The sequence below is a fragment of the Pseudomonas sp. 8(2025) genome (assembly GCF_052665325.1).
Window position 1 is genome coordinate 219,420 of the sequence record NZ_JBQOIE010000006.1, and the last position, 21,066, is coordinate 240,485.

Genomic DNA, 21,066 nt, shown 5'->3' on the forward strand with positions numbered 1-21,066 from the left:
ACTTATGAGCCTGACAACGACCATCCTGATGCTGATCCTCGGCTGGCTGGCGGTAGCCGCCGCTATGCTCTGGGGCGTGCTGCGCATCACCCGCCGCCACCACCATCAGCCCCGGCAAGCAGCCCCCGCTATCAAGGCTGGAAAGAGCGCCCGGCGTCCTGCCGCTGCCCACTGATCAAGGTTTCCCCTACCCCTGAAACAAAGCGGCCGCCTGACTCCAAGGAGTACAGGCGGCCGCCAGTCATGGCTGCGGATCAAGCGTCGCTATGGGCCGCCTGACGCTTCTGCCGGGCCCGGCGGGCCAGCATGTTGAGACTCTCAATGGCCGCCGAGAAGGCCATCGCCGCATACACATAGCCCTTGGGCACATGGGCGCCGAAACCTTCGGCGATCAGGGTCATGCCGATCATGATCAAGAAGCCCAGGGCCAGCATCACCACGGTCGGGTTGTCATTGATGAACTTGGCCAGCGGTTCGGCCGCCAGCAGCATCACCAGTACCGACACCACCACGGCAATGATCATGATCGGCAAATGCTCGGTCATGCCGACTGCAGTAATGATGCTGTCGATGGAGAACACCATGTCCAGCAACAGGATCTGACCGATCGCTGCGGCAAAGCCGATAGCCACGCCCGGAGTCTCGTTCTTGGCCTGCTCAGGTTCAGGGTCCATGCTGTGGTGGATTTCCGTGGTGGCTTTCCACACCAGGAACAGGCCACCGGCAATCAGGATCATGTCCTTCCAGGAGAAACTCTGCCCCATCACTTCAATCACCGGCTCAGTGAGCTGGACGATGAACGCAATGGTACTGAGCAGCGCCAGGCGCAGGATCAAGGCCATGCCGATACCGATGCGTCGTGCCTTGGCCCGGTGCTTTTGCGGCAACTTGTTGGTGAGGATGGAGATAAAGATCAGGTTATCGATGCCAAGCACGATCTCCATCACCACCAGGGTGGCCAGGGCGACCCAGGCGGTGGGGCTTGCAGCGAGCTGTAAAAGGTAATCCATGGGTCAATCCTGACTCGGTTGTATGAAAGATCAGATTTCCTGGGACGCAGGCGCTGGTTTCTTCTCGCTGTCGTCCTCTGGCTTTTCCTTGCCGGTCACGCTCTGAGTCGCATCGCTGAGCGCCTGTTCTGCCGCTTTGTGGGTATCGTCGATGGCCTGCTTGGCCGACTCCGCCGCCTTGCCCAGCATCTGCTGCGCACTTTTTTCCGCCTGGTCACAACCCGCCAGGGTCAGCATAGACAGGGCCAGCAGCGACGCTGCGCCCAAGGTTTTGAAAGACATGCCGTATTCCTCGATAGAACGGACGGGACCAAGTAGGGCCCCGGCGATAGCGAGGCATTCTAAAGAGAGTGATACTTCAGGAAAATTCGTTTTTTTAGCAGTTATACTTCGTTTTTTACGAACTGAATGTGCCCATGCTCAACTACCGCCAGCTGCATTATTTCTGGGTTGTGGCCAAGACCGGCAGCATCGTCCGCGCCTGCGACCAGTTGAACCTGACCCCGCAAACCATCAGCGGCCAGATCAGCCTGCTGGAACAGACTTACGGCATCGAATTGTTTCGCCGGGTTGGCCGCCAGTTGGAGCTGACCGAAGCCGGACGCCAGGCCCTGCCCTACGCCGAGCAGATGTTCCAGCTCGGGGGCGAGCTGGAAGCCATGCTCCGCGCCCGCCCCGACGAACAGCAGATCCAGTTCCGGGTCGGCGTGGCGGATGTGGTGCCCAAGTCCATCGTCTATCGCCTGATCGCCCCGACCATGGAGCTCAGCGAGCCGATCCGCCTGACCTGTCGCGAAGACAAGCTCGAACGCCTGCTGGCGGACCTGGCCATCCAGCGCCTGGACCTGGTGATTTCCGACAGCCCGATGCCCTCGCACCTGGACATCAAGGGCTACAGCCAGAAGCTCGGGGAATGCGGCATCAGTTTCTTCGCCACCGAGGAGCTGGCGCGACGGCACGGCGCTGACTTCCCCCGGGGGCTGCACGGCGCGCCACTGCTGATTCCCGGGCAGGAAACCGTGGTCCGCAGCCGCCTGCTGCGCTGGTTCGCCGAGCAACAGTTGCAGCCACGGATCATCGGTGAATTCGACGACAGCGCCCTGATGCAGGCCTTTGGCCAATCCGGCAGTGGAATCTTCATCGCCCCCAGCGTGATTGCCGACGAGGTCATGCACCAGTACGGAGTGCAACTGATTGGCCAGACCGATGCCGTGGCCGAGTCGTTCTACGCCATTTCCGTGGAGCGCAAGGTCAAGCACCCCGGCATCGTGGCCATTACCGAAGGGGCGCGACGAGAATTGTTCACGCCCCTCAATCTCTGATCAGGAAACGCAGGCACTCGGCGCTTTGAGCTTCATCAGCAGCAGCGCCAGGGCGATCGACAGCAGAATGAAACCCGAGGCCGCGAACCCCAGGCTGCCCAGGCCCAGGGTATCGATCACCCGGCCGCCGACCATTGCCCCCAGGCCAATGCCCAGGTTGGCCCCGGCAATGTTCAACGAAGCGGCGAAGGCCGGCGCCTGGGGAGCCGCCTTGATCAAGCGCACATGGCTCACCAGGAACATCGCCGCCTGGGTCACGCCCCAGATGGCCATGGCCGCTGCCAGCCCCAGGGTCGAATGAATGCTCGGCACCAGGGCTACCATGCCGCCGATCATCAGTGCGCAGAACACCATGGAGGCGATCAGCGGGTGACGGTCCACCGCCCGGCCGCCCAGGGAATTGCCGATCAGGCCCACCGCGCCAAAGCCCATCAGGCACCAGCCCACCAATGCACCGTCGAACCCGGCCAGGCGCTCGAGTATGTCCGCCAGGTAGGTGTAGGCAGTAAACATGCCGCTAAATACCAGGATCGACAGCAGCACATGCCCTTGCATCAGCGGGCCGCGCAGGATGCGAAACTGCGCCCGCAAGCTCACCTGCTCGTTGTGCTGGCGGGTTTGCGGCAGGTAGATAAACAGCAACAGGGCCTTGGCGAACGCCACCACCGCCAGGATGCCGAAGGCGCTGCGCCAGCCGAACGCATCGGCAATCAGGGTGCCCACGGGAATCCCGAACACCGTGGCGCAGACAATGCCGAAGCCGATCTTGGCAATCGCCCGCCCGGCGTAGTCCGGGCCGACGATGTCCACCGCCGTCTCGCTGGCCAGGGCCCAGAACACCGGCAACCCCAGGGCCGGCACCAGCCGCGCCAGGGACATCACCCAGATGTTCGGCGCCAGCGCCGCCAGGGTATTGGCCAGGCCGAACATCACCAGCACGCTGATAAACAGCTTCTTGCGGGGAAAACGCGCGAAGTAGGCGGTCAGAAATGGCCCGAAGGCAGCCACGGTAAAGGCGAACAGGGTCACTAGCAGCCCGGCCTGGGACACGCTGACCTGCAGGTCGCGGGCAATCGACGGCAACAGGCCGACGATGATGAACTCCGTGGTCAGCACGGTAAAACCGGCGGCCGACAACAGCAGGATGGGCAACAGCATGCAGAACTCCAGAAACAGCGACAGCAGCGACAGCCCGAAGGGCCCGCTGACTGGATAGAAAAAGGGGATGGCGAATCTTAACAGAGTGCGCCCGGCTCCGGGCAACCACCGCGTGCACGGCTCTGCAAGGGGCAAGTGGCAGATCGTCACATCGACGCGGTAACCCCGGCCTGCTGTGATAAAGTCCGCCCCCTGCTGAAAACAGGCCCTGTCGAGTTCGTCTACCCTTCAAACGTCTCGATCGCCCGTCGCCTTTTCAGACTGCGTCTGTGCCTGGCGGTTCAACCACCGGCGCTGGCGACCGGCAGGCTCCGCACATTAAAAAAAACAGAGATACCGCTATGAGCGCTTCACCCCCTTCCTTTCTGCATTCCCTCAAACGCCTGAGCCTGGTCACGCAGATCGTTATCGGCCTGATCGCCGGTATCGCCCTGGCACTGCTGGCACCGGAGGTGGCGAAATCCACCACCTTTATCGGCAAGGTATTCGTCTCGGCGCTCAAGGCCGTGGCCCCGATCCTGGTGTTCGTGCTGGTCATGGCCTCCATCGCCAACCACAAGCACGGCCAGGAAACCCATATCCGGCCGATCCTGGTGCTCTACCTGCTGGGCACCTTCGCCGCCGCCGTGGTGGCGGTGATCGCCAGCAGCCTGTTTCCTTCCGCCCTGGTGCTGTCCACCCACGACGTGGCCATCAGCGCGCCCGGCGGGATCACCGAAGTGCTGCAAAGCCTGCTGCTGAGCGTGGTGGACAACCCGGTCAGCGCCCTGATGAACGCCAACTTCATCGGCATCCTGGCCTGGGCCATTGGCATGGGCGTGGCCATCCGCCATGCCGGCGAGACCACCCGCACCGTGCTCGATGACCTCTCCAACGGGGTGACCGTCATCGTGCGCGTGGTGATCCGCTTTGCGCCCCTGGGGATCTTCGGCCTGGTGGCCTCGACCCTGGCCACCTCGGGCTTCAACGCCCTGCTCGGCTACCTGCACCTGCTGGCGGTCCTGATCGGCTGCATGCTGTTCGTGGCCCTGGTGATGAACCCGCTGATCGTGTTCTGGAAGATCCGCCGCAATCCCTTCCCGCTGGTGCTGACCTGCCTGCGCGAAAGTGGCATCACCGCCTTCTTCACCCGCAGCTCGGCGGCCAACATTCCAGTCAACCTGGAACTGAGCAAGCGCCTGGGCCTGCATGAAGACACCTACTCGGTGTCGATCCCGCTGGGCGCCACCATCAACATGGCCGGCGCGGCAATCACCATTACCGTGCTGACCCTGGCCGCCGTGCACACCCTCGGTATCGCCGTCGACCTGCCCACCGCCGTGCTGCTCAGCGTGGTCGCGGCCATCTGCGCCTGCGGTGCTTCCGGCGTGGCCGGCGGCTCGCTGCTGCTGATTCCCCTGGCCTGCAGCCTGTTCGGCATTCCCAGCGAAATCGCCATGCAGGTGGTGGCCGTAGGCTTCATCATCGGCGTGCTGCAGGATTCGGCGGAAACCGCGCTGAATTCCTCCACCGACGTACTCTTCACCGCCGCCGCGTGCATGGCCCAGGAAGACAAGGCGCAAGCCTCGGCCTGATGCGCACATCCCGGATCGGCATGGCCCTGTAGCCACTGCCGAACCCGCTCCCTGCGGACCGTTCGCAGCCTGCGGCAGCAGCCACAAAAAAGCCCGGCCAGGGTCAACCTGGCCGGGCTTTTTTGTGCGCTACGAGAACCTCGTAGCCAAACGCCTTAGAACGCGCCCATATAGTCGCGCTTGCCCACTTCCACACCGTTGTGACGCAGGATTGCGTAGGTGGTGGTGACGTGGAAGAAGAACTGCGGCAGGCCGTAGGTCAGCAGGTAGGACTGGCCACTGAAGCGCTTCTCTTTCGGGGTGCCCGGACGGGTCACGATCTCGATGCCTTCCTTGCCATCGATCTGCGCCGGCTGGATGCCGTCGATAAAGGCCAGGACCTTGGCGATCAGCGCCTGCAGGTCGGCGAAGGTGGTTTCAGTGTCGTCGTACTTGGGCAGCTCGACTTCGGCCAGGCGCGCCGATACGCCCTTGGCGAAGTCCACGGCGATCTGCACCTGGCGCACCAGCGGGAACATGTCCGGGTACAGGCGCGCCTGCAGCAGGGCGTTGGGCTCGATGTTCTTCGCCGTGGCGTGGGCTTCGGCCTTGTGCAGCACGTCGCTCAAGGCATTGAGCATTTGCTTGAAGACAGGAACGGAAGCGGCGTACAGGGAAATAGTCATGACAGTCTCGACAGGGAATGGCGGGAATACAGCGAGCAGCGATTATAGCCACAGCACGCCAGCACGGGGCCTTTATCCGCAGCGCTCCTGGCGATACACGCTGGGGGCCACGCCGAACCAGCGCTTGAAGCTCTGGGAGAAACTCGACAGGTCACTGAAGCCAAGCCTTTCGGCAACCTGGGACAGGCTCAGCCGCGGATTGCCCAGCAACTCCAGGGCCCGGGCGCCTCGATGCCCGGCCAGTACCTGCCGATAGCAGGTGCCCTCCTCCTGCAAGCGTCGCTTCAAGGTCCGCACGCTGGTGCACAGCAGCCGGGCCATGGCCGGCAAGTCCGGTACGCTTGCCGCCGGCAGGGCATCCAGGTGCTGGCGGACCAGCGCGGCAACCCCCTGATGGGCCTGTCGCCGCTCCAGCAACTGCGCGCACATCTGCTCGCACATGGCCACCGTCAGCGGGTTGGCCTGGGGCAAGGGCCGGTGCAGGAAACGCCGGTCGAAGGCCAGGTTATTGGCGTCGGCCCGATAGTCGGCGGGCACCCCGAGAATCTGCGCCGGCTCGTCCCCTTCCAGCTCAGGGCTGACACTGCGACCGAAACGCAGCAGGCGAAAATCCGCACCGACTATTTCCTGCATCAGCGTCGCGGCGGCCGCCATGTCCCGCTGTAACAGGAACTGCGCCAACAAGGGGTCCGCCACCCGAGGCTCGGCAAAGGTCAGCACCCCGAGCCCCGGCTCCAGCCGGTAGCCGATCTCGGCAAAGGCATAGGTCAGCGGCAGGAAGCGCAAGGCCAGGGCCAGGGCATCCGCCGGGGTGGCGCTGCTGATCAGGCCGTAGCCGAACAGGCCATAGGTGGAGAAGTGATAACGCGCACCCACTGCATACCCCAGGCCCCGGGGCTGGCCGAGCAGCGCCAGCAGGTTACTGGCCAGGCGCAACTCCTGGGCCGCCGACAGCAGGCTGTTGGGGTTTTGCAACTGCTCCCGGGACAGCCCGCAACCGGCCAGCAACCGCGCTGGCGCCAAGCCCTTTTCGCAGCCGAAACCGAGCAGCAGCAAGGCGCTGGACGGTCCCCGGGTGAACGACTGAGTGCTCATGGGCGCGGCTCGTGAAGAAAGGTGTTGGCCCAAATACTAAAGCACTTGTCCCGTTACAGCATGGGGTCCACGGTTTATTCCCCGCATGCTTCACTGATCGGGGCTGCACCGCAGAAACAAGGAAGTGGCCCCGGGAGCATCAACCCTGCGCCGCACAACAATAACAACGAGGTCGTCATGCGCGAATTCGCACCTGCTACACACCCCGCCCCCGACTCGGCCACACCGCTGGAGGCCATCATCATCGGCAGCGGCTTTGGCGGCCTGGGCATGGCCATCGCCCTGCGCAAGGCGGGCGTGCACCGTTTCGTCATTCTTGAAAAAGGCCAGGACGTGGGCGGCGTCTGGCGCGACAACAGCTATCCCGGCGCTGCCTGCGACGTGCCCTCGCACCTGTATTCGTTTTCCTTCGAACCCAACCCGCACTGGTCCCGGGTGTTCGCGCCCCAGGCAGAAATCCATGGTTACCTGCAACATTGTGCCGGCGTCTATGAGCTCAAACCCCATATCCGCTTCGGCGCCGAGGTGCGCCATGCCGAATTCGATACCACCAATGCCTGCTGGCATGTCACCTGCGCCGATGGCCAGCGCCATGCCGCCCGCCTGCTGATCAGCGCCACCGGCCAGTTGAGCCGCCCGGCCCTGCCCGACCTGCCGGGCATGGCCAGCTTCCGCGGCCGGGTCTTCCACTCCGCCCACTGGGATCATGACTATCCCCTGGCGGGCAAGCGGGTGGCGGTGATCGGCACAGGCGCCTCGGCCATCCAGTTCGTCCCGGAGGTTGCCAGGCAGGTGGCCGAACTCAAGGTCTTCCAACGCTCACCGGCCTACATCATGCCCAAGGCCGACCACCCCTACAGTGCCGAGGAAAAGCAGCGCTTCCTGCGCCAACCCTGGAAGATGAAGCTGGTGCGTGCGGCCCACTACCTGCACTTCGAATCCCGGGCTTTGGGTTTCACGCGCCTGCAGGGCCTGACCAAGTGGGTGGTCGGTGGCCCGTTCAAGAAGCTGCTGCACACCTCGGTCGCCAGCCCCGAACTGCGCCGCCAGATGACCCCGGACTACCCCATCGGCTGCAAGCGCATCCTGCTGTCCAACGACTACCTCAAGACCTTCGACCAGCCCCATGTGCACCTGCTGACCCGAGGCATCCGGCAGATCACCGAGCACGGCATCGAAACCCTGGACGGCGAGGAACACGCCGTGGACGCGATCATCTATGGCACCGGTTTCGCCGCCACCGAGTTCCTCTCGCCCATGCGCATCACCGGACGCGACGGGCTCGACCTGAACCAGGCCTGGCAAGGTGGCGCGGCGGCCTACCTGGGCATCAGCGTGCCGGGTTTTCCCAACTTCTTCATGCTCTACGGGCCCAACACCAACCTGGGCCACAACTCCATCATCCATATGCTGGAAAGCCAGATTTCCCACGTCATGCAGGCCCGCCAGGCCCTGCTGGACAGCGGCGCCAGCCATGTGGAAGTGGACGAGCAGCGCCACCAGCGCTTTCAACTGGGCATCCAGCGCCGCCTGGCCACTTCGGTGTGGAGCGGCTGCAAGAGCTGGTATGTCGACGAACGGGGGCACAACAGCACCAACTGGCCAGGCTTCACCTGGTCCTACCGCTGGCTGGCGCGCTATGCCGGGCTGGCGGCCTATCGCCTGTCCAGCCCGCTGGACACCCAATCCCCAGCCTGCGACGGGCAACGCATAGCCGCCCCCCAGGACTGGTTGGAGCGGGCCAACGCAGCCTTCCTGCGGGTTTTCCTGCGGGTCAGTTTCAGGGCCTTGATCGGCCCGCCCCGGGCCCTGGCCAGCCAGCGCAAGATCGTCGACCGGTTGTCATGGCTGATGCCCGGCTGCCTGGGCGTGAACCGCCGGAGCATGCAGTTGGACGGGCTCTCGTTGCAGATTGTCGAACCCGGAACCAGGGCGCCCAAGGGGGTGATTCTCTACCTGCACGGTGGCGCCTTCTGCCTGGGCAGCCCGCGCTCTCACTACAGCGTCACCAGCCGCCTGGCCAGGGACAGCGGCTGCGCGGTGTGGGTGCCGGACTACCGGCTGGCCCCGGAACACCCCTACCCCGCCGCGCTGGAGGATTGCCTGGCCTGCTACGACGCGATCCGCGCCCAGCTCTGCCCGGCGGACAAGCTGCTGATTGCCGGCGACTCCGCCGGCGGCGCCCTGGTGCTGGCCCTGGCCCTGGCCCTGAAGGAGCGTGGTGACGGGATTGCCGCCGGGCTGATGCTGCTGTCGCCGGTCACCGATCCGGACCTGGGCGGCGCCAGCATGCAATCGCGCCAGGAGGCCGACCCGATGATCCGCCGCGACTGGCTGGAGCAAGCCCTCAAGGCCTACGCAGCGCCCGTTCAAGCACTGAGCCACCGCCCCCTGGAAGCAGACCTGCGCGGCTTGCCACCGATGCTGATCCAGGTGGGCGACCAGGAACTGCTGCTATCCGACTCCACGCGCCTGGCTGAGCGTGCCAGGCAGTCCGGGGTGGCTTGCCAGTTGGAAATCCACCAGGGCCGCTGGCATGTGTTCCAGTTGCAGGCGTTCTACCTGCGCTCCGCGAGAAACGCCCTGCTGGGCCTCGCCCGGTTTGCCCGCCAGTGCCTGGAGACCGCGGGCCAAACCCCGCAGGCAGCCGACTCACCCCGTACGACACAGCCTGCAACAGATCCGCAACCCAGCTGAACCGGCCGCCCTCGCCCAAAGCATGGTGGCGGGGGCGGCCCGGTCAACCGGCGCCGGCGCGGGCCGCGCCAAGTTCTGATGGCAAGATCCGGGTTCTGGAGGTAAAACAGAGCCCCTCGAAAGTGGCCGACCCGGCCACGCAGAAAACCCGGACGCTGTTCCAGCGCCCGGTGGCGTTTTTTTCACGATCCATCCATCAGTGACCAAGGGACCAGCACTTATGAGCAGCGAGCACGACACACCCGGTGAAGCACTGCGCTTGAGCAGTACCGATATCCGCATCCTGGGTTCGTTGATCGAAAAGCAGGCCACCAGCCCGGAAACCTATCCCCTGACCCTCAACGCCCTGGTGATTGCCTGCAATCAGAAAACCAGCCGCGAACCGGTGATGAACCTGACCCAGGGCCAGGTCGGGCAAAGCCTGCGTGCCCTCGAAGCCCGGGGCTTCACACGCCTGGTGATGGGCAGCCGCGCCGACCGCTGGGAACAGCGCCTGGACAAGGCCCTGGAACTGGTGCCGGCGCAACTGATCCTGTGCAGCCTGATGTTCCTGCGTGGCCCGCAGACGGTCAACGAACTGCTGACCCGTAGCGGGCGCATGCATGATTTCGAAGACAGCGAACAGGTCCTGCACCAGCTCGAACGCCTGATTGCCCGGGGCCTGGCCCTGCACATTCCGCGGCAGGCCGGCCAGCGCGAAGACCGTTATACCCACGCCCTGGGTGACCCGGCGGACATCGAGGCAATCCTCGCCGCCCGCAGCAACCCGGTTGAGCGCAGCGCCGGCGGCGCGGTTTCAGTGGAACGCATCGAAGAACTGGAAGCGCGGATCGCTGCCCTGGAAGAGCGCCTGGCCCAACTCGAAGGCTGAACCCCGGAGCCGCTGCCGCAGGCTGCGATCGACCTCGAAAGGGGCTTCAGGGCCCTGCTGGCCCTGCGGACCTTGTCGCGGCCTGCGGCAGCGGTGACAGGGCTTCGGGCTCAGGGGCGGGCGAAGGCCACGGCCTTCTGGAACTGCTCTTCGCTCGGGCGCACCCCGGTATAAAGCACGAACTGCTCCAGCGCCTGGATGGCAATCACTTCCAGCCCGGTGATGACCTGCTTGCCCTCGGCCCGGGCCCGCAGGATCAACGGCGTCTCCGGCGGCACCGCCACTACATCGAACACCGTCTGCGCCGCCTTTATCGCCTCGGCGTCGAACGCCAGCTGCTGCGCCTCTGGCCCGCCGCTCATGCCGATCGGGGTGACGTTGATCAGCATCTGCGGCCGCAGGCTGCCCAACTCGGCCTGCCACTCATAACCCAGGGAGCTGGCCAGGGCGCGCCCGGCCACTTCGTTGCGGGCCACGATCACCCCGTTGGCATAACCACCATCACGCAAGGCACTGGCCACGGCCTTGGCCATGCCGCCGCTGCCGCGCAGGGCAAAGCTCGACTCTCGAGGCACCCCGTGGCCCGCGAGCAATTGCGCCACGGCGATGTAGTCGGTGTTGTAGGCCTTGAGATGGCCGTTGGTGTTGACGATGGTATTGATCGAGGCAATGGCCCGGGCCGAGGCATCCAGCTCATCCACCAGGGCGATGCAGTCTTCCTTGAACGGCATGGACACCCCGCAACCGCGGATGCCCAGCGCCCGGATCCCGGCGACGGCGCCGGGCAGGTCCTGGCTGCTGAAGGCCTTGTAGTAGAAATTGAGACCCAACTGCTCATACAGGTGGTTGTGAAAACGCAGGCCGAAATTCCCCGGGCGCCCGGACAAGGACATGCACAACTGAGTGTCTTTGTTGGGGTTCATTTGCATATCGGTTTCCTCGCTCGGCACTTTCAGATGGACGGGATTGGTCTGGCGCGCCGCTTGGCCTGATCATATCGGCGCGTGTTCACCGGCCTTCGCCACCGCCCAGGGATGACGGTAAAGAGACCGGTACAGACCTTACACAATATTTACTCAGCGGCTGTGCAGATTTCGCAGGAACCGCTGTCTTAGAAGTATCCCCGCGTCAGTTCTTGAGTCTGGTGCAGACCATAAACGCTGGGGTTGAACCGAGGAATGACCATGATCTCCAAAATCCCCAAGATAGCCTTGCTCATTGGTGCACTCGCTGTCGCAGGCCAGGCTTCAGCCCACGGTGGTGGTGGCTGGGTCGGGCCCGCCGCCTTGGGTGCTGTTGTCGGCGCTGCCGTAGTGGGTTCGGTGATCGCCAACCAGGATCGCCCGGTCTATGTGCAGCAAGCGCCGGTGTATGTCCAACCGCAGCCGGTCTATGCCGCACCGCCACCACCGGTCTACTACCAGCCGGCACCGGTCTATGTGCAGCAACCGGTCTACTACCGCCCGGCACCGGTGTACTACGGGCCACCTCGCGGTTACTACGGCCACCCGCATTACTACTACGGCCCGGGTCCCGGCCGCTGGTAAGCACTGGCAGAATCAAACAACAGGCCCCGCCCCCAAAGCGGGGCTTGTTGCATTTTGCCACTATCCGAATGTCTGAATAATTCTCAAGCATGTCGTGACTGGAACAGTATTTGCGTTTAAATCCGGCAATAGTGTACTGATCCTACGGCTGCGGTGAGCGACATGCGACTGTCATGTTTGTGTCATTCAAGGACGACAAGATCGACACAGTCCGCTCGCCACAGGCCCATAACAACAAGGACGAATCCATGCCCACGCAAAACCCGCACCGCGTCGCCGGCCTCTGCACCTCCAGCCGGGTGTACGACGCCCTGACCGAACTCAAGCACCTGGAAGGCCACCGCAGCGCCAAGTTCCTCTCGCTGCTGGCCCAGAACCTGGTGCGCAAGGGCCTGCTCAACGAGCAGGAAGTGCTGCACATGCTCGACCAGGTGGTGGACTGAACTGCCGGCTGCGGTAGCACCGGCATCAATGTCCACTATCAGATTGGGTGATTTTTCGTAGCACTTGGGGCTTTGTAAGGTAACCCCCTCAGATCGAGGAGGTTGTCATGCCCAAGATTCAGATCATGTCCGTCATTGGCAGCGCGGTCCCCGCATCGCTCAGGGAACTGGGGTTGCTGGCTTGCTGGTACCTGGTGCGCGACGGCGAGATGGTCAGCGGCCCGCTGACCTCCCTGCCCGCCGCCCAGACCCTGTCCCGGCAACTGGCGCTGCGCATCGTCCAGCCCTAAGGCAACTGCACCCGAGGCCGGGTCTCGACGAACAGGGCCCAGCTGGACATGAACAGCGCGGCAATCAGGGGCCCGATGACAAAGCCGTTGAGGCCGAAGATCGCCAGCCCTCCCAGGGTCGAGATCAGGATCAGGTAGTCCGGCATCTTGGTGTCCTTGCCCACCAGGATGGGCCGCAGCAGGTTGTCCACCAGGCCGATCACGAACACCCCGAACAGCCCCAGCACCACCCCTTGCCAGATCGCTCCGCTGATCAGGAAGTAGGCCGCCACCGGCCCCCAGACAATCCCCGCCCCCACGGCCGGCAACAGTGACAGGAACGCCATCAGCACCGCCCAGAGCAAGGCGCTGGGAATTTCGAGGAACCAGAAGATCAAGCCCCCCAGGGCGCCCTGGGTCACCGCCACCAGCACATTGCCCTTGACCGTGGCCCGCACCACTCGGTTGAACTTCAATTGCAGGCGGCGCTTCTGGTATTCCGCCAGGGGCACGGCGGTGCGGATCTTGCGCACCAGCTCCGGGCCGTCGCGCAGAAAGAAGAACAGCAGGTAGAGCATGATGAAGAAGCTCACCACGAACTCGAAGGTGCCCTGGCCGAAGCTGAAAGCCTGGGTCGCCAGGTACTGGCTGCCCTGCATCGCGCTCTTGACCACCTTCTCCTGCAGCCCCTTGAGTTCGCCCAGGCCGAAGCGGTCCAGCAGGTGCTGGAAGTACGGCGGCAGGCTGTGCTTGAACTGAGCCAGGTAGGCGGCGATATCCAGCTGGCCGCTTTCGATTTTCTTGTACAGCTCGGCCCCCTCCTGCACCAGCAGCACGCTGGTGATGATCACCGGCAGAATCGCGATCACCAGGCAGATCAACAGGGTGCACAGGGACGTCAAGTTGCGCTGCCAGCCGAAGCGGGCCTGCAGCCGACGCTGCAAGGGGGCGAAGACAATGCCCAGGATCACTGCCCAGAACAGCGCACCGTAGAACGGCAGCAGAATCCAGATAAAGGCCAGGGTCACCAGTGCCAGCAATAGCAGCAGGCTTTTGTTTTGCAGGTTGGTTTGGTTCATCTACAGGTCCAGGTCTGTCACGCGGAAAATCAGCGTCCTGAGGCTTAGTCCCCGGCCGCGGCGCCGAGTGCCGTTTTTTCTGCTGTCGGCATAGATCCAGATCAATGAATACCCTAGCGCACTGGCTTACCCTCGCGACCTTTTGCGACCGACAGCCCCATGACGCTCCTCGCCAAACCCGAACTCCTGGCCCCCGCCGGCACCCTGAAGAACATGCGCTACGCCTTCGCCTACGGCGCCGACGCGGTGTACGCCGGCCAGCCGCGCTACAGCCTGCGGGTACGCAACAACGAATTCGACCATGCCAACCTGGCCCTCGGCATCCGCGAGGCCCAGGCCCAGGGCAAGCGCTTCTACGTGGTGGTCAACATCGCCCCACACAATGCCAAGCTCAAGACCTTCCTCAAGGACCTGGCGCCGGTGATCGAGATGGCCCCGGATGCGCTGATCATGTCCGACCCGGGGTTGATCATGCTGGTACGCCGGCACTTCCCGCAGATGCCGATCCACCTCTCGGTGCAGGCCAACACGGTGAACTGGGCCAGCGTCGAGTTCTGGCAACAGCAGGGCCTGACCCGGATCATCCTGTCCCGGGAACTGTCCCTGGAGGAGATCGAGGAAATCCGCCAGCAGGTGCCGGGCATGGAGCTGGAAGTCTTCGTCCACGGGGCGCTGTGCATGGCCTACTCCGGGCGTTGCCTGCTGTCGGGCTACATGAACAAGCGCGACGCCAACCAGGGCACCTGCACCAATGCCTGCCGCTGGAAATACAGCGCCCAGGCGGCCACCGAGAATGCCGTGGGCGACATCGTGCAGAGCTACCAGCCGGAGCCGACCCTGGGCCTGGGCGCCCCCACCGACCAGGTGTTCCTGCTGCAGGAAGCCAATCGCCCGGGCGAGCTGATGCCGGCCTTCGAGGACGAGCACGGCACCTACATCATGAACGCCAAGGACCTGCGGGCGGTGCAGCACGTGGAGCGCCTGACCCGCATGGGCGTGCACTCGCTGAAGATCGAGGGGCGCACCAAGTCGCACTTCTATTGCGCACGCACCACCCAGGTCTATCGCCGGGCGATCGACGATGCCGCCGCTGGCCGCGAGTTCGACCGCCAGTTGATGAGCGATCTGGAGTCCCTGGCCCAGCGCGGCTACACCGAGGGTTTCCTGCGCCGGCATGTGCATGACGAGTATCAGAACTACCAGAACGGCAGCTCGGTGTCGGAGCGCCAGCAGTTCGTCGGTGAACTGACCGGCGAACGCCGCGACCGCCTGGCCGAAGTGAAGGTGAAAAACCGTTTCGCCCTGGGCGATCACATGGAACTGATGACCCCTCGGGGCAACTTCCACTTCGACCTGCACCAGTTGCAGAACGCCAAGGGCGAAGCCATCGAAGTGGCGCCAGGTGACGGCCATACGGTGTACCTGCCGATCCCTGATCAGGTGGACCTGCGCTTTGGCCTGCTGATGCGCGATATCAGCGCCTGAGCCGTGCAGGTAACACCCTGATGTAGCTGCTGACGGGGGCGGTGGGACCTTCTGATGGGCTGCCAAAAGACCGCCACGCAAGGCCCTTCGGGCCTTTTCGCAGCCTCGCAGGCTTGGCAGCGGCTACACCAGCCACCGGCGCCCCGCCCTCAGATACGGAATTGTCCCACCAGCCGCCCCAGGCGCTGGCCCAGGTCCGCCAGGCTGCGGGAAGTCTGGGCGCCGCGCTGGGTTTCATCGGCCACACTGTCCACCGCCACGGCAATCTGATGCACGCTGCGATTGATCTCTTCGGCCACCGCGGTCTGTTCTTCCGCCGCACTGGCAATCTGCGCGTTCATCGAATTGATGGTGCCGATCAACTGGGCCATGGTGTCCAGCGACGCCCCGGCTTCGTTGGCCTTCACCGAGGTGCCGTCGCCCGCATCGCTGGAACGGCGCATGGCGTCCACCGCCACCCGGGTGCCCTGCTGCAGGCGGTCGATCATGCCCTGGATTTCCTGAGTGCTCTGCTGGGTGCGGCTGGCCAGGGCCCGTACTTCGTCGGCCACCACCGCAAAACCGCGCCCGGCCTCCCCGGCCCGAGCCGCTTCGATGGCGGCGTTCAGGGCCAGCAGGTTGGTCTGCTCGGCGATCGAGCGGATCACGTCCAGCACGCTGACAATCGACGTCACGTCCTGCTGCAGGCTGTCCAGGGAAGTACCGCTGTTGCGGATATCACTGACCAGCGCATGGATCTGCTGGATGCTGCCATCCACCACGCGCTTGGCCGCCTGGCCCTCTTCATCGGTCTGCTGGGCGGCAACGGCTGCGCCCTGGGCACTGCGAGCCACCTCATGGGCTGCGGAAGACATTTCGTTGATCGCCGTGGCCACCTGATCGGTCTCGTGGCGCTGGCGCTCCATGGCCTGTTCCGAACGCTGGGCCTGATCCGAGACCTGGGTCACCAGCTCGGTGAGCTGGCCGGTCATCTCGGTGATCTGGCGCACCAGGCCGTGGATCTTGTCGACAAAGCGGTTGAACGAGCCTGCCAACTGCCCCAGTTCGTCCTGGCTGGTAATGGCCAGGCGCCGGGTCAGGTCGCCCTCGCCGGCGGCGATATCGTCGAGGTTGGCTTTCATCAGGTTCAGCGGGCGCAGCATGGTGTTGGCCACCAGCATGCCCAGGGCGGCGATCACCACCAGCACCACCGCGGCGATCCCGAGGATGCTCAGGACCATGCCTTCCATGCGCTGGTTGACGCTGCTCTGCACTGCGGCGACCTGGGCGTCGATGCCATCGAGGTTGACCGAGGTGCCCAGCACCATGTCCCACTTGGGCAGGTACTCGGTGTAGCCCAGCTTGGGCACCAGCACGTCGCTGCCCGGCTGGGTCGAGCTGTATTGCACATAGTGGCTGCCGTCCTTGCCGACCCGCACCAGCTCGCGGTTGACGTACACCCCATTGGGGTCGCGGTTGTCCTTGAAGCTCTTGCCCACGCCGTCCGGGCTGTTGCCCTTGAACAGGCGCACAGTCTCGGAGTCGTAGCCGAAGAAGTAGCCGTCCTTGCCATAGCTGATATTGGACAGCAGCTTGACCACTTCGGCCCGGGCGGCCTGATCGCCCTGCGCCGCCGCATCGTAGAGCGGCTTGACGGTAGTCAGCGCGACTTCCACATAACTCTGCAGGGTGGCCTTGGCTTCAGTCAGCAGCCGGTTGCGGGTTTCCTCGACTTCCTTCTGTGCCTGCTGGCGCAGCATGAGCACGGTGCTCAGGCTGATCACCAGGGCGAACAGCAGTACCGGGAGTACTGCCAGGGACAGGACTTTGGCCTTCAGGCTCAAGCGCATAGGGGGCTCACTCTTGGTTTTTTATTGGCGTGATATGCCGTTAACGGCACGCCAAAAAAAAAGTTGAGCCTGAACCCCTAGGAGCCGGCTTGCCGGCGAAGGGGCCCTCGAGCCTTGCACCGACCTTGCCGATGCCTTCGCTGGCAAGCCAGCTCTTACGACAACCCCCGGCTTCTACGAGAGCGAGATGATCAGAGGACCATGGCCGCCACCCAGCCGAAGGCCAGCAGCGGCAGGTTGTAGTGCAGGAAGGTCGGAACCACGGTGTCCCAGATGTGGTGGTGCTGGCCGTCGATATTCAGGCCCGAGGTCGGTCCCAGGGTCGAGTCCGAGGCCGGCGAACCGGCATCGCCCAGGGCACCGGCGGTGCCGACGATGCAGACGATGGCCAGCGGGCTGAAGCCCAGTTGCACACACAAAGGCACGAAGATCGCCGCGAGGATCGGCACCGTGGAGAACGACGAGCCGATGCCCATGGTCACCAGCAGGCCCACCAGCAGCATCAGCAAGGCGCCCACGCCCTTGCTGTGGCCGATCCAGGCCGCCGAGGCCTGGACCAGGGAATTGACCTCGCCGGTGGCCTTCATCACTTCGGCGAACCCCGAGGCGGCGATCATGATGAAGCCGATCATGGCCATCATCTTCATGCCTTCAGTGAACAGGTCGTCGGTCTCGCGCCAGCGCACGATGCCCGACACCGAGAAAATCAGGAAGCCGCACAAGGCACCGATAATCATCGAGTCCAGCAGCAGCTGGATCACGAACGCCGCGACTATGGCCGCCGCGGCCACCAGCAGGGTCCGCGGGTTGTACTGCACCGCCACCTGTTCGACCTTCTCGATACGGTCCAGGTCATAGACGCGCTTCTTGCGGTAGCTGAAGAACGCCAGCAGCAAGCCGCAAAGCATGCCCAGGGCGGGAATGCCCATGGCGTGGGTGACGTTGACCTGGCTGATATCGACGCCGCTGCGGGCCACGTTGGCCAGGAGGATTTCGTTGAGGAAGATGTTGCCGAAACCCACCGGCAGGAACATGTAGGGGGTGATCAGGCCGAAGGTGATCACACAGGCGATCAGCCGGCGATCCAGTTGCAGCTTGGTCAGCACATACAGCAGCGGCGGCACCAGCAGCGGAATGAAGGCAATGTGGATCGGCAGGATGTTCTGCGAGGCAATCGCCACCACCCACAGCAGGCCGATCAGCAGCCACTTGACCTGGCCGCCGCCGTTGGCGTCCTGCCGGTCCACCAGCAGCAGGATCTTGTCCGCCAACGCGTGGGCCAGCCCGGATTTGGCAATCGCCACGGCGAAAGCACCGAGCAAGGCGTAGGACATGGCCACGGTGGCACCGCCCCCCAGGCCGCTATTGAAGGCCTTGAGCGTGGCCTCGATGCCCAGGCCGCCGGCCAGGCCACCCACCAGGGCGCCAATGATCAGGGCGATCACTACATGCACGCGGGACAGGCTGAGCACCAGCATTACGCCAACCGCGGCAATTACTGCGTTAATCATCGTTACCTCATTACTGCGCCGCTAAAAATGGCGCAAAAGCCTGTGACCGACCGGAAGGCAGCGGGCTGCCGACATCGAAATGAAAGAGGTTCTTATTAGGGGGGCGCACTTTGCAGCAGCCGACCCGGCTTGTCAAAACCCCGCACCCCGCCGCCCGCAGGAGCGAGCTTGCTCGTAAAGCCCCCAAGACCAACCCCGTACCCGTGGCGAGGGAGCTTGCCCGCACCGGGCTGCACAGCAGCCCCAGCGCCTCGCGGTTTATTTCGAACAAGCGTTTAAAGAACGCCATTGGTCGGCCGCTACAGTGCAAAGTCTCAGATATTTATCGAATAAAGGACGTCTCCATGTCGCTCAGACAACTTTCCATCCAATGGAAAATCACCTTGCTGGCCGGACTCTGCCTGTTGGGCATCGTGTCGCTGTTGGTGGGGCTTTCGCTGTATCGCATGGAGCACAGCTCCGAGCTGGTGAAGGCCTCGAGCATGGAGATGCTCAACGAAGCCGCCCAGGCGCGGATCGAGGCCCAGGGTGAAGTCCAGGCACTGGGCATTCGCCAGCAATTCATGGACGCCTATCAATACGGCCACGGCTTCTCGCGCCAGGTGCTGTTCCTGCGGGAACAGGCCGAGAAACGCTTCCTCGACGCCTTCGACCTGCGCGAGGACCTGACCCGCCAGGTCAAGTCGGCGCTGCAGGCCAACCCCGACTTGCTGGGCCTGTCCCTGGTGTTCGAAGCCAACGCCCTGGACGGCAAGGACGAGTTGTTCGGCGGCCAGAGCGAACTGGGTAGCAACGAAAAGGGCCGCTTCGCCCTGTACTGGTCCCAACCCACCCCGGGCAAGCTGACCTCCATGTCACTGCCCGAAAGCGACATGAGCGACACCCGCACCGGCCCCAGCGGCCAGCCGGCCAACGCCTGGTTCACCTGCCCGCGCAGCACCCTCAAGCCCTGCGTGATCGAACCCTACTTCTATGACATCGACGGCCAGAAGGTGCTGATGACCAGCATCGTCTTCCCGCTGATGGTGGACGGCAAAGTCATCGCTTCGCTGTCGGTGGACATCAACCTCAACAGCCTCCAGGCCATCAGCCAGAGCGCCAGCAAGCGCCTCTATGCCGGCCAGACCAACGTCAGCATCCTGAGCCCGGTGGGCCTGCTGGCCGGCTACAGCCCGGACGCCAGCAAGCTCAGCCAGCGCCTGGACAGCGTCGACACCACCAACGGCGCCGAGCTGATCCGCCTGCTGGCCAACAGCACCCAGACCCAGAGCCTGCACAGCAACCGTGAACTCAAGGTGCTGGCGCCCTTCACCCCGATCCCCGGTGGCAAGGCCTGGGGCGTACTGCTGGATGTGCCGGAAAAAGTCCTGGTAGGCCCGGCCGAAGCCCTGAAAAGCGAGCTGGATGCGCGCAACAACAGCGGCACCCTGATCGAGCTCGGCCTGGGCCTGCTGGCCGCGGTGGTGGGCCTGTTGCTGGTGTGGCTGATGGCCCGCAGCGTGACCCGGCCGATCCTCGGCGTGGCCCACATGCTCGAAGACATCGCCAGCGGCGAAGGCGACCTGACCCGGCGCCTGGCCTACGACAAGCAGGACGAACTGGGCCAACTGGCCGGCTGGTTCAACCGCTTCCTGGACAAGCTGCAGCCGATCATCGCCGAGGTGAAACGCTCGGTGCAGGACGCTCGCGGCACCGCCGACCAGTCCTCGGCCATCGCCACCCAGACCAGCGCCGGCATGGAGCAGCAGTATCGCCAGGTGGACCAGGTGGCCACCGCTTCCCATGAAATGAGCGCCACCGCCCAGGACGTGGCCCGCAGCGCGGCCCAGGCCGCCCAGGCCGCGCGGGATGCCGACCAGGCCACCCGCCAGGGCCTGAACGTGATCGACCACACCACCCGCAGCATCGACTTGCTGGCCGCCGACATGAGCGCCGCCATGACCCAGGTCGAAGGCCTGGCTGCCAACAGCGAGCAGATCGGCACGGTACTGGAAGTGATCCGCTCGATTGCCGAGCAGACCAACCTGCTGGCCTTGAACGCGGCCATCGAAGCCGCTCGCGCCGGGGAAGCCGGCCGCGGCTTCGCGGTGGTGGCCGATGAGGTGCGCAACCTGGCCCAGCGCACCCAGGAGTCGGTGGAAGAAACCCGCCTGGTGATCGAGCAACTGCAGAACGGCACGCGGGAGGTGGTGGGTTCGATGAACAACAGCCATCGCCAGGCCCAGGGCAGCGTCGAACAAGTGGGCCAGGCGGTCACCGCCCTGCGCCAGATCGGCGATGCGGTAACCGTGATCAGCGACATGAACCTGCAGATCGCCAGCGCGGCCGAACAGCAGAGCGCGGTGGCCGAAGAGATCAACAGCAACGTGGCGACCATTCGCGATGTCACCGAATCGCTGTCGGAGCAGGCCAATGAATCGGCGCGGGTCAGCCAGTCGCTCAACAGCCTGGCCAACCAGCAACAGAGCCTGATGGACCAGTTCCGCGTCTGACCCCGCTGCCGCAGGCTGC

19 protein-coding genes and 2 pseudogenes are annotated in these 21,066 nt (G+C 64.3%); 11 read left to right on the forward strand and 10 right to left on the reverse strand.

All coding sequences use genetic code 11. The features are described from left to right. The first annotated feature begins 4 nt into the window (after positions 1-4). Complete coding sequence (locus ACUXVH_RS14315) at positions 5-175, forward strand: hypothetical protein (protein ID WP_011062279.1); 171 nt, start codon at positions 5-7, stop codon at positions 173-175. Between the two features lie 79 nt (positions 176-254). On the opposite strand, the gene ACUXVH_RS14320 is transcribed toward ACUXVH_RS14315, so the two are convergent. Continuing rightward, positions 255-1,010, reverse strand: a complete 756-nt coding sequence (locus ACUXVH_RS14320) for a TerC family protein (protein WP_011062280.1) — start codon at positions 1,008-1,010, stop codon at positions 255-257. A 30-nt stretch (positions 1,011-1,040) separates the two neighbouring features. Then, positions 1,041-1,292: a hypothetical protein gene (locus ACUXVH_RS14325; RefSeq protein WP_011062281.1), complete on the reverse strand. Its 252-nt coding sequence runs from the start codon at positions 1,290-1,292 to the stop codon at positions 1,041-1,043. 134 nt (positions 1,293-1,426) lie between these two features. On the opposite strand from ACUXVH_RS14325, the gene nhaR reads away from it, so the two are divergent. Further along, entirely contained in the window at positions 1,427-2,332 is a 906-nt protein-coding gene (gene nhaR / locus ACUXVH_RS14330; RefSeq protein ID WP_011062282.1) for a transcriptional activator NhaR, read from the forward strand. On the opposite strand, the gene ACUXVH_RS14335 is transcribed toward nhaR, so the two are convergent. Then, positions 2,333-3,490: an MFS transporter gene (locus ACUXVH_RS14335; RefSeq protein WP_445495175.1), complete on the reverse strand. Its 1,158-nt coding sequence runs from the start codon at positions 3,488-3,490 to the stop codon at positions 2,333-2,335. A gap of 341 nt (positions 3,491-3,831) precedes the next feature. On the opposite strand from ACUXVH_RS14335, the gene sstT reads away from it, so the two are divergent. Then, a complete protein-coding gene (gene sstT, locus ACUXVH_RS14340) occupies positions 3,832-5,064 on the forward strand; it encodes a serine/threonine transporter SstT (RefSeq protein WP_015636354.1) in 1,233 nt (410 codons plus the stop codon). 155 nt (positions 5,065-5,219) lie between these two features. Here the strand turns inward: sstT and ACUXVH_RS14345 are convergent, their stop codons facing one another. Both ACUXVH_RS14345 and ACUXVH_RS14350 read right to left on the reverse strand, forming a co-directional pair. Next, entirely contained in the window at positions 5,220-5,729 is a 510-nt protein-coding gene (locus ACUXVH_RS14345; RefSeq protein ID WP_011062285.1) for a DUF1993 domain-containing protein, read from the reverse strand. Between the two features lie 72 nt (positions 5,730-5,801). Beyond that, positions 5,802-6,824 carry an AraC family transcriptional regulator gene (locus ACUXVH_RS14350; RefSeq protein WP_065363207.1) on the reverse strand — a complete coding sequence of 341 codons (1,023 nt, stop codon included), beginning with the start codon at positions 6,822-6,824 and terminating at the stop codon, positions 5,802-5,804. Positions 6,825-7,001: 177 nt separating this feature from the next. Between ACUXVH_RS14350 and ACUXVH_RS14355 the strand changes: the two genes are divergently transcribed. Then, positions 7,002-9,521, forward strand: a complete 2,520-nt coding sequence (locus ACUXVH_RS14355; RefSeq protein ID WP_065363206.1) for a flavin-containing monooxygenase — start codon at positions 7,002-7,004, stop codon at positions 9,519-9,521. Between the two features lie 220 nt (positions 9,522-9,741). Further along, positions 9,742-10,392, forward strand: coding sequence for a YceH family protein (locus tag ACUXVH_RS14360; RefSeq protein ID WP_093409435.1), 651 nt, complete (start codon positions 9,742-9,744; stop codon positions 10,390-10,392). A 110-nt stretch (positions 10,393-10,502) separates the two neighbouring features. On the opposite strand, the gene ACUXVH_RS14365 is transcribed toward ACUXVH_RS14360, so the two are convergent. Beyond that, positions 10,503-11,321, reverse strand: coding sequence for a shikimate 5-dehydrogenase (locus tag ACUXVH_RS14365; RefSeq protein WP_011062289.1), 819 nt, complete (start codon positions 11,319-11,321; stop codon positions 10,503-10,505). Between the two features lie 249 nt (positions 11,322-11,570). Between ACUXVH_RS14365 and ACUXVH_RS14370 the strand changes: the two genes are divergently transcribed. The 3 genes from ACUXVH_RS14370 to ACUXVH_RS14380 all read left to right on the forward strand — a co-directional run bounded on the left by ACUXVH_RS14370 (position 11,571) and on the right by ACUXVH_RS14380 (position 12,672). Then, entirely contained in the window at positions 11,571-11,939 is a 369-nt protein-coding gene (locus ACUXVH_RS14370; protein ID WP_015636359.1) for a hypothetical protein, read from the forward strand. Positions 11,940-12,187: 248 nt separating this feature from the next. Next, complete coding sequence (locus ACUXVH_RS14375; protein ID WP_011062291.1) at positions 12,188-12,382, forward strand: hypothetical protein; 195 nt, start codon at positions 12,188-12,190, stop codon at positions 12,380-12,382. A gap of 107 nt (positions 12,383-12,489) precedes the next feature. Then, positions 12,490-12,672, forward strand: coding sequence for a hypothetical protein (locus tag ACUXVH_RS14380; protein ID WP_011062292.1), 183 nt, complete (start codon positions 12,490-12,492; stop codon positions 12,670-12,672). Here the strand turns inward: ACUXVH_RS14380 and ACUXVH_RS14385 are convergent. Then, entirely contained in the window at positions 12,669-13,730 is a 1,062-nt protein-coding gene (locus ACUXVH_RS14385) for an AI-2E family transporter (protein WP_346625185.1), read from the reverse strand. The genes ACUXVH_RS14380 and ACUXVH_RS14385 overlap by 4 nt on opposite strands. Before the next feature lie 159 nt (positions 13,731-13,889). On the opposite strand from ACUXVH_RS14385, the gene trhP reads away from it, so the two are divergent. Then, complete coding sequence (gene trhP / locus ACUXVH_RS14390; protein WP_019092843.1) at positions 13,890-15,215, forward strand: prephenate-dependent tRNA uridine(34) hydroxylase TrhP; 1,326 nt, start codon at positions 13,890-13,892, stop codon at positions 15,213-15,215. Between the two features lie 149 nt (positions 15,216-15,364). Here the strand turns inward: trhP and ACUXVH_RS14395 are convergent, their stop codons facing one another. The 3 genes and pseudogenes from ACUXVH_RS14395 to ACUXVH_RS14405 form a co-directional block, all read right to left on the reverse strand. Further along, entirely contained in the window at positions 15,365-16,186 is an 822-nt protein-coding gene (locus ACUXVH_RS14395; RefSeq protein ID WP_370509004.1) for a methyl-accepting chemotaxis protein, read from the reverse strand. Positions 16,187-16,270: 84 nt separating this feature from the next. Next, positions 16,271-17,044 (reverse strand): annotated as a pseudogene (locus tag ACUXVH_RS14400) (cache domain-containing protein); the annotation flags it as partial. 191 nt (positions 17,045-17,235) lie between these two features. After that, positions 17,236-18,552: a Na+/H+ antiporter family protein gene (locus tag ACUXVH_RS14405; RefSeq protein ID WP_161466524.1), complete on the reverse strand. Its 1,317-nt coding sequence runs from the start codon at positions 18,550-18,552 to the stop codon at positions 17,236-17,238. Positions 18,553-19,118: 566 nt separating this feature from the next. Here ACUXVH_RS14405 and ACUXVH_RS14410 point away from each other — a divergent pair. Both ACUXVH_RS14410 and ACUXVH_RS14415 read left to right on the forward strand, forming a co-directional pair. After that, positions 19,119-20,189: pseudogene (locus tag ACUXVH_RS14410) on the forward strand (HAMP domain-containing protein); the annotation flags it as partial. Between the two features lie 102 nt (positions 20,190-20,291). Next, a complete protein-coding gene (locus ACUXVH_RS14415) occupies positions 20,292-21,047 on the forward strand; it encodes a methyl-accepting chemotaxis protein (protein ID WP_401402980.1) in 756 nt (251 codons plus the stop codon). Positions 21,048-21,066: the final 19 nt, after the last annotated feature.

What these genes read in the sequence shown, in the direction of transcription:
- ACUXVH_RS14315 (WP_011062279.1), top strand. Translation starts at nt 5, where the DNA reads ATGAGCCTGACAACGACCATCCTGATGCTGATCCTCGGCTGGCTGGCG.
- ACUXVH_RS14320 (WP_011062280.1), bottom strand. Translation starts at nt 1,010, where the DNA reads ATGGATTACCTTTTACAGCTCGCTGCAAGCCCCACCGCCTGGGTCGCC.
- ACUXVH_RS14325 (WP_011062281.1), bottom strand. Translation starts at nt 1,292, where the DNA reads ATGTCTTTCAAAACCTTGGGCGCAGCGTCGCTGCTGGCCCTGTCTATG.
- nhaR (WP_011062282.1), top strand. Translation starts at nt 1,427, where the DNA reads ATGCTCAACTACCGCCAGCTGCATTATTTCTGGGTTGTGGCCAAGACC.
- ACUXVH_RS14335 (WP_445495175.1), bottom strand. Translation starts at nt 3,490, where the DNA reads ATGCTGTTGCCCATCCTGCTGTTGTCGGCCGCCGGTTTTACCGTGCTG.
- sstT (WP_015636354.1), top strand. Translation starts at nt 3,832, where the DNA reads ATGAGCGCTTCACCCCCTTCCTTTCTGCATTCCCTCAAACGCCTGAGC.
- ACUXVH_RS14345 (WP_011062285.1), bottom strand. Translation starts at nt 5,729, where the DNA reads ATGACTATTTCCCTGTACGCCGCTTCCGTTCCTGTCTTCAAGCAAATG.
- ACUXVH_RS14350 (WP_065363207.1), bottom strand. Translation starts at nt 6,824, where the DNA reads ATGAGCACTCAGTCGTTCACCCGGGGACCGTCCAGCGCCTTGCTGCTG.
- ACUXVH_RS14355 (WP_065363206.1), top strand. Translation starts at nt 7,002, where the DNA reads ATGCGCGAATTCGCACCTGCTACACACCCCGCCCCCGACTCGGCCACA.
- ACUXVH_RS14360 (WP_093409435.1), top strand. Translation starts at nt 9,742, where the DNA reads ATGAGCAGCGAGCACGACACACCCGGTGAAGCACTGCGCTTGAGCAGT.
- ACUXVH_RS14365 (WP_011062289.1), bottom strand. Translation starts at nt 11,321, where the DNA reads ATGCAAATGAACCCCAACAAAGACACTCAGTTGTGCATGTCCTTGTCC.
- ACUXVH_RS14370 (WP_015636359.1), top strand. Translation starts at nt 11,571, where the DNA reads ATGACCATGATCTCCAAAATCCCCAAGATAGCCTTGCTCATTGGTGCA.
- ACUXVH_RS14375 (WP_011062291.1), top strand. Translation starts at nt 12,188, where the DNA reads ATGCCCACGCAAAACCCGCACCGCGTCGCCGGCCTCTGCACCTCCAGC.
- ACUXVH_RS14380 (WP_011062292.1), top strand. Translation starts at nt 12,490, where the DNA reads ATGCCCAAGATTCAGATCATGTCCGTCATTGGCAGCGCGGTCCCCGCA.
- ACUXVH_RS14385 (WP_346625185.1), bottom strand. Translation starts at nt 13,730, where the DNA reads ATGAACCAAACCAACCTGCAAAACAAAAGCCTGCTGCTATTGCTGGCA.
- trhP (WP_019092843.1), top strand. Translation starts at nt 13,890, where the DNA reads ATGACGCTCCTCGCCAAACCCGAACTCCTGGCCCCCGCCGGCACCCTG.
- ACUXVH_RS14395 (WP_370509004.1), bottom strand. Translation starts at nt 16,186, where the DNA reads ATGACCGGCCAGCTCACCGAGCTGGTGACCCAGGTCTCGGATCAGGCC.
- ACUXVH_RS14415 (WP_401402980.1), top strand. Translation starts at nt 20,292, where the DNA reads ATGGAGCAGCAGTATCGCCAGGTGGACCAGGTGGCCACCGCTTCCCAT.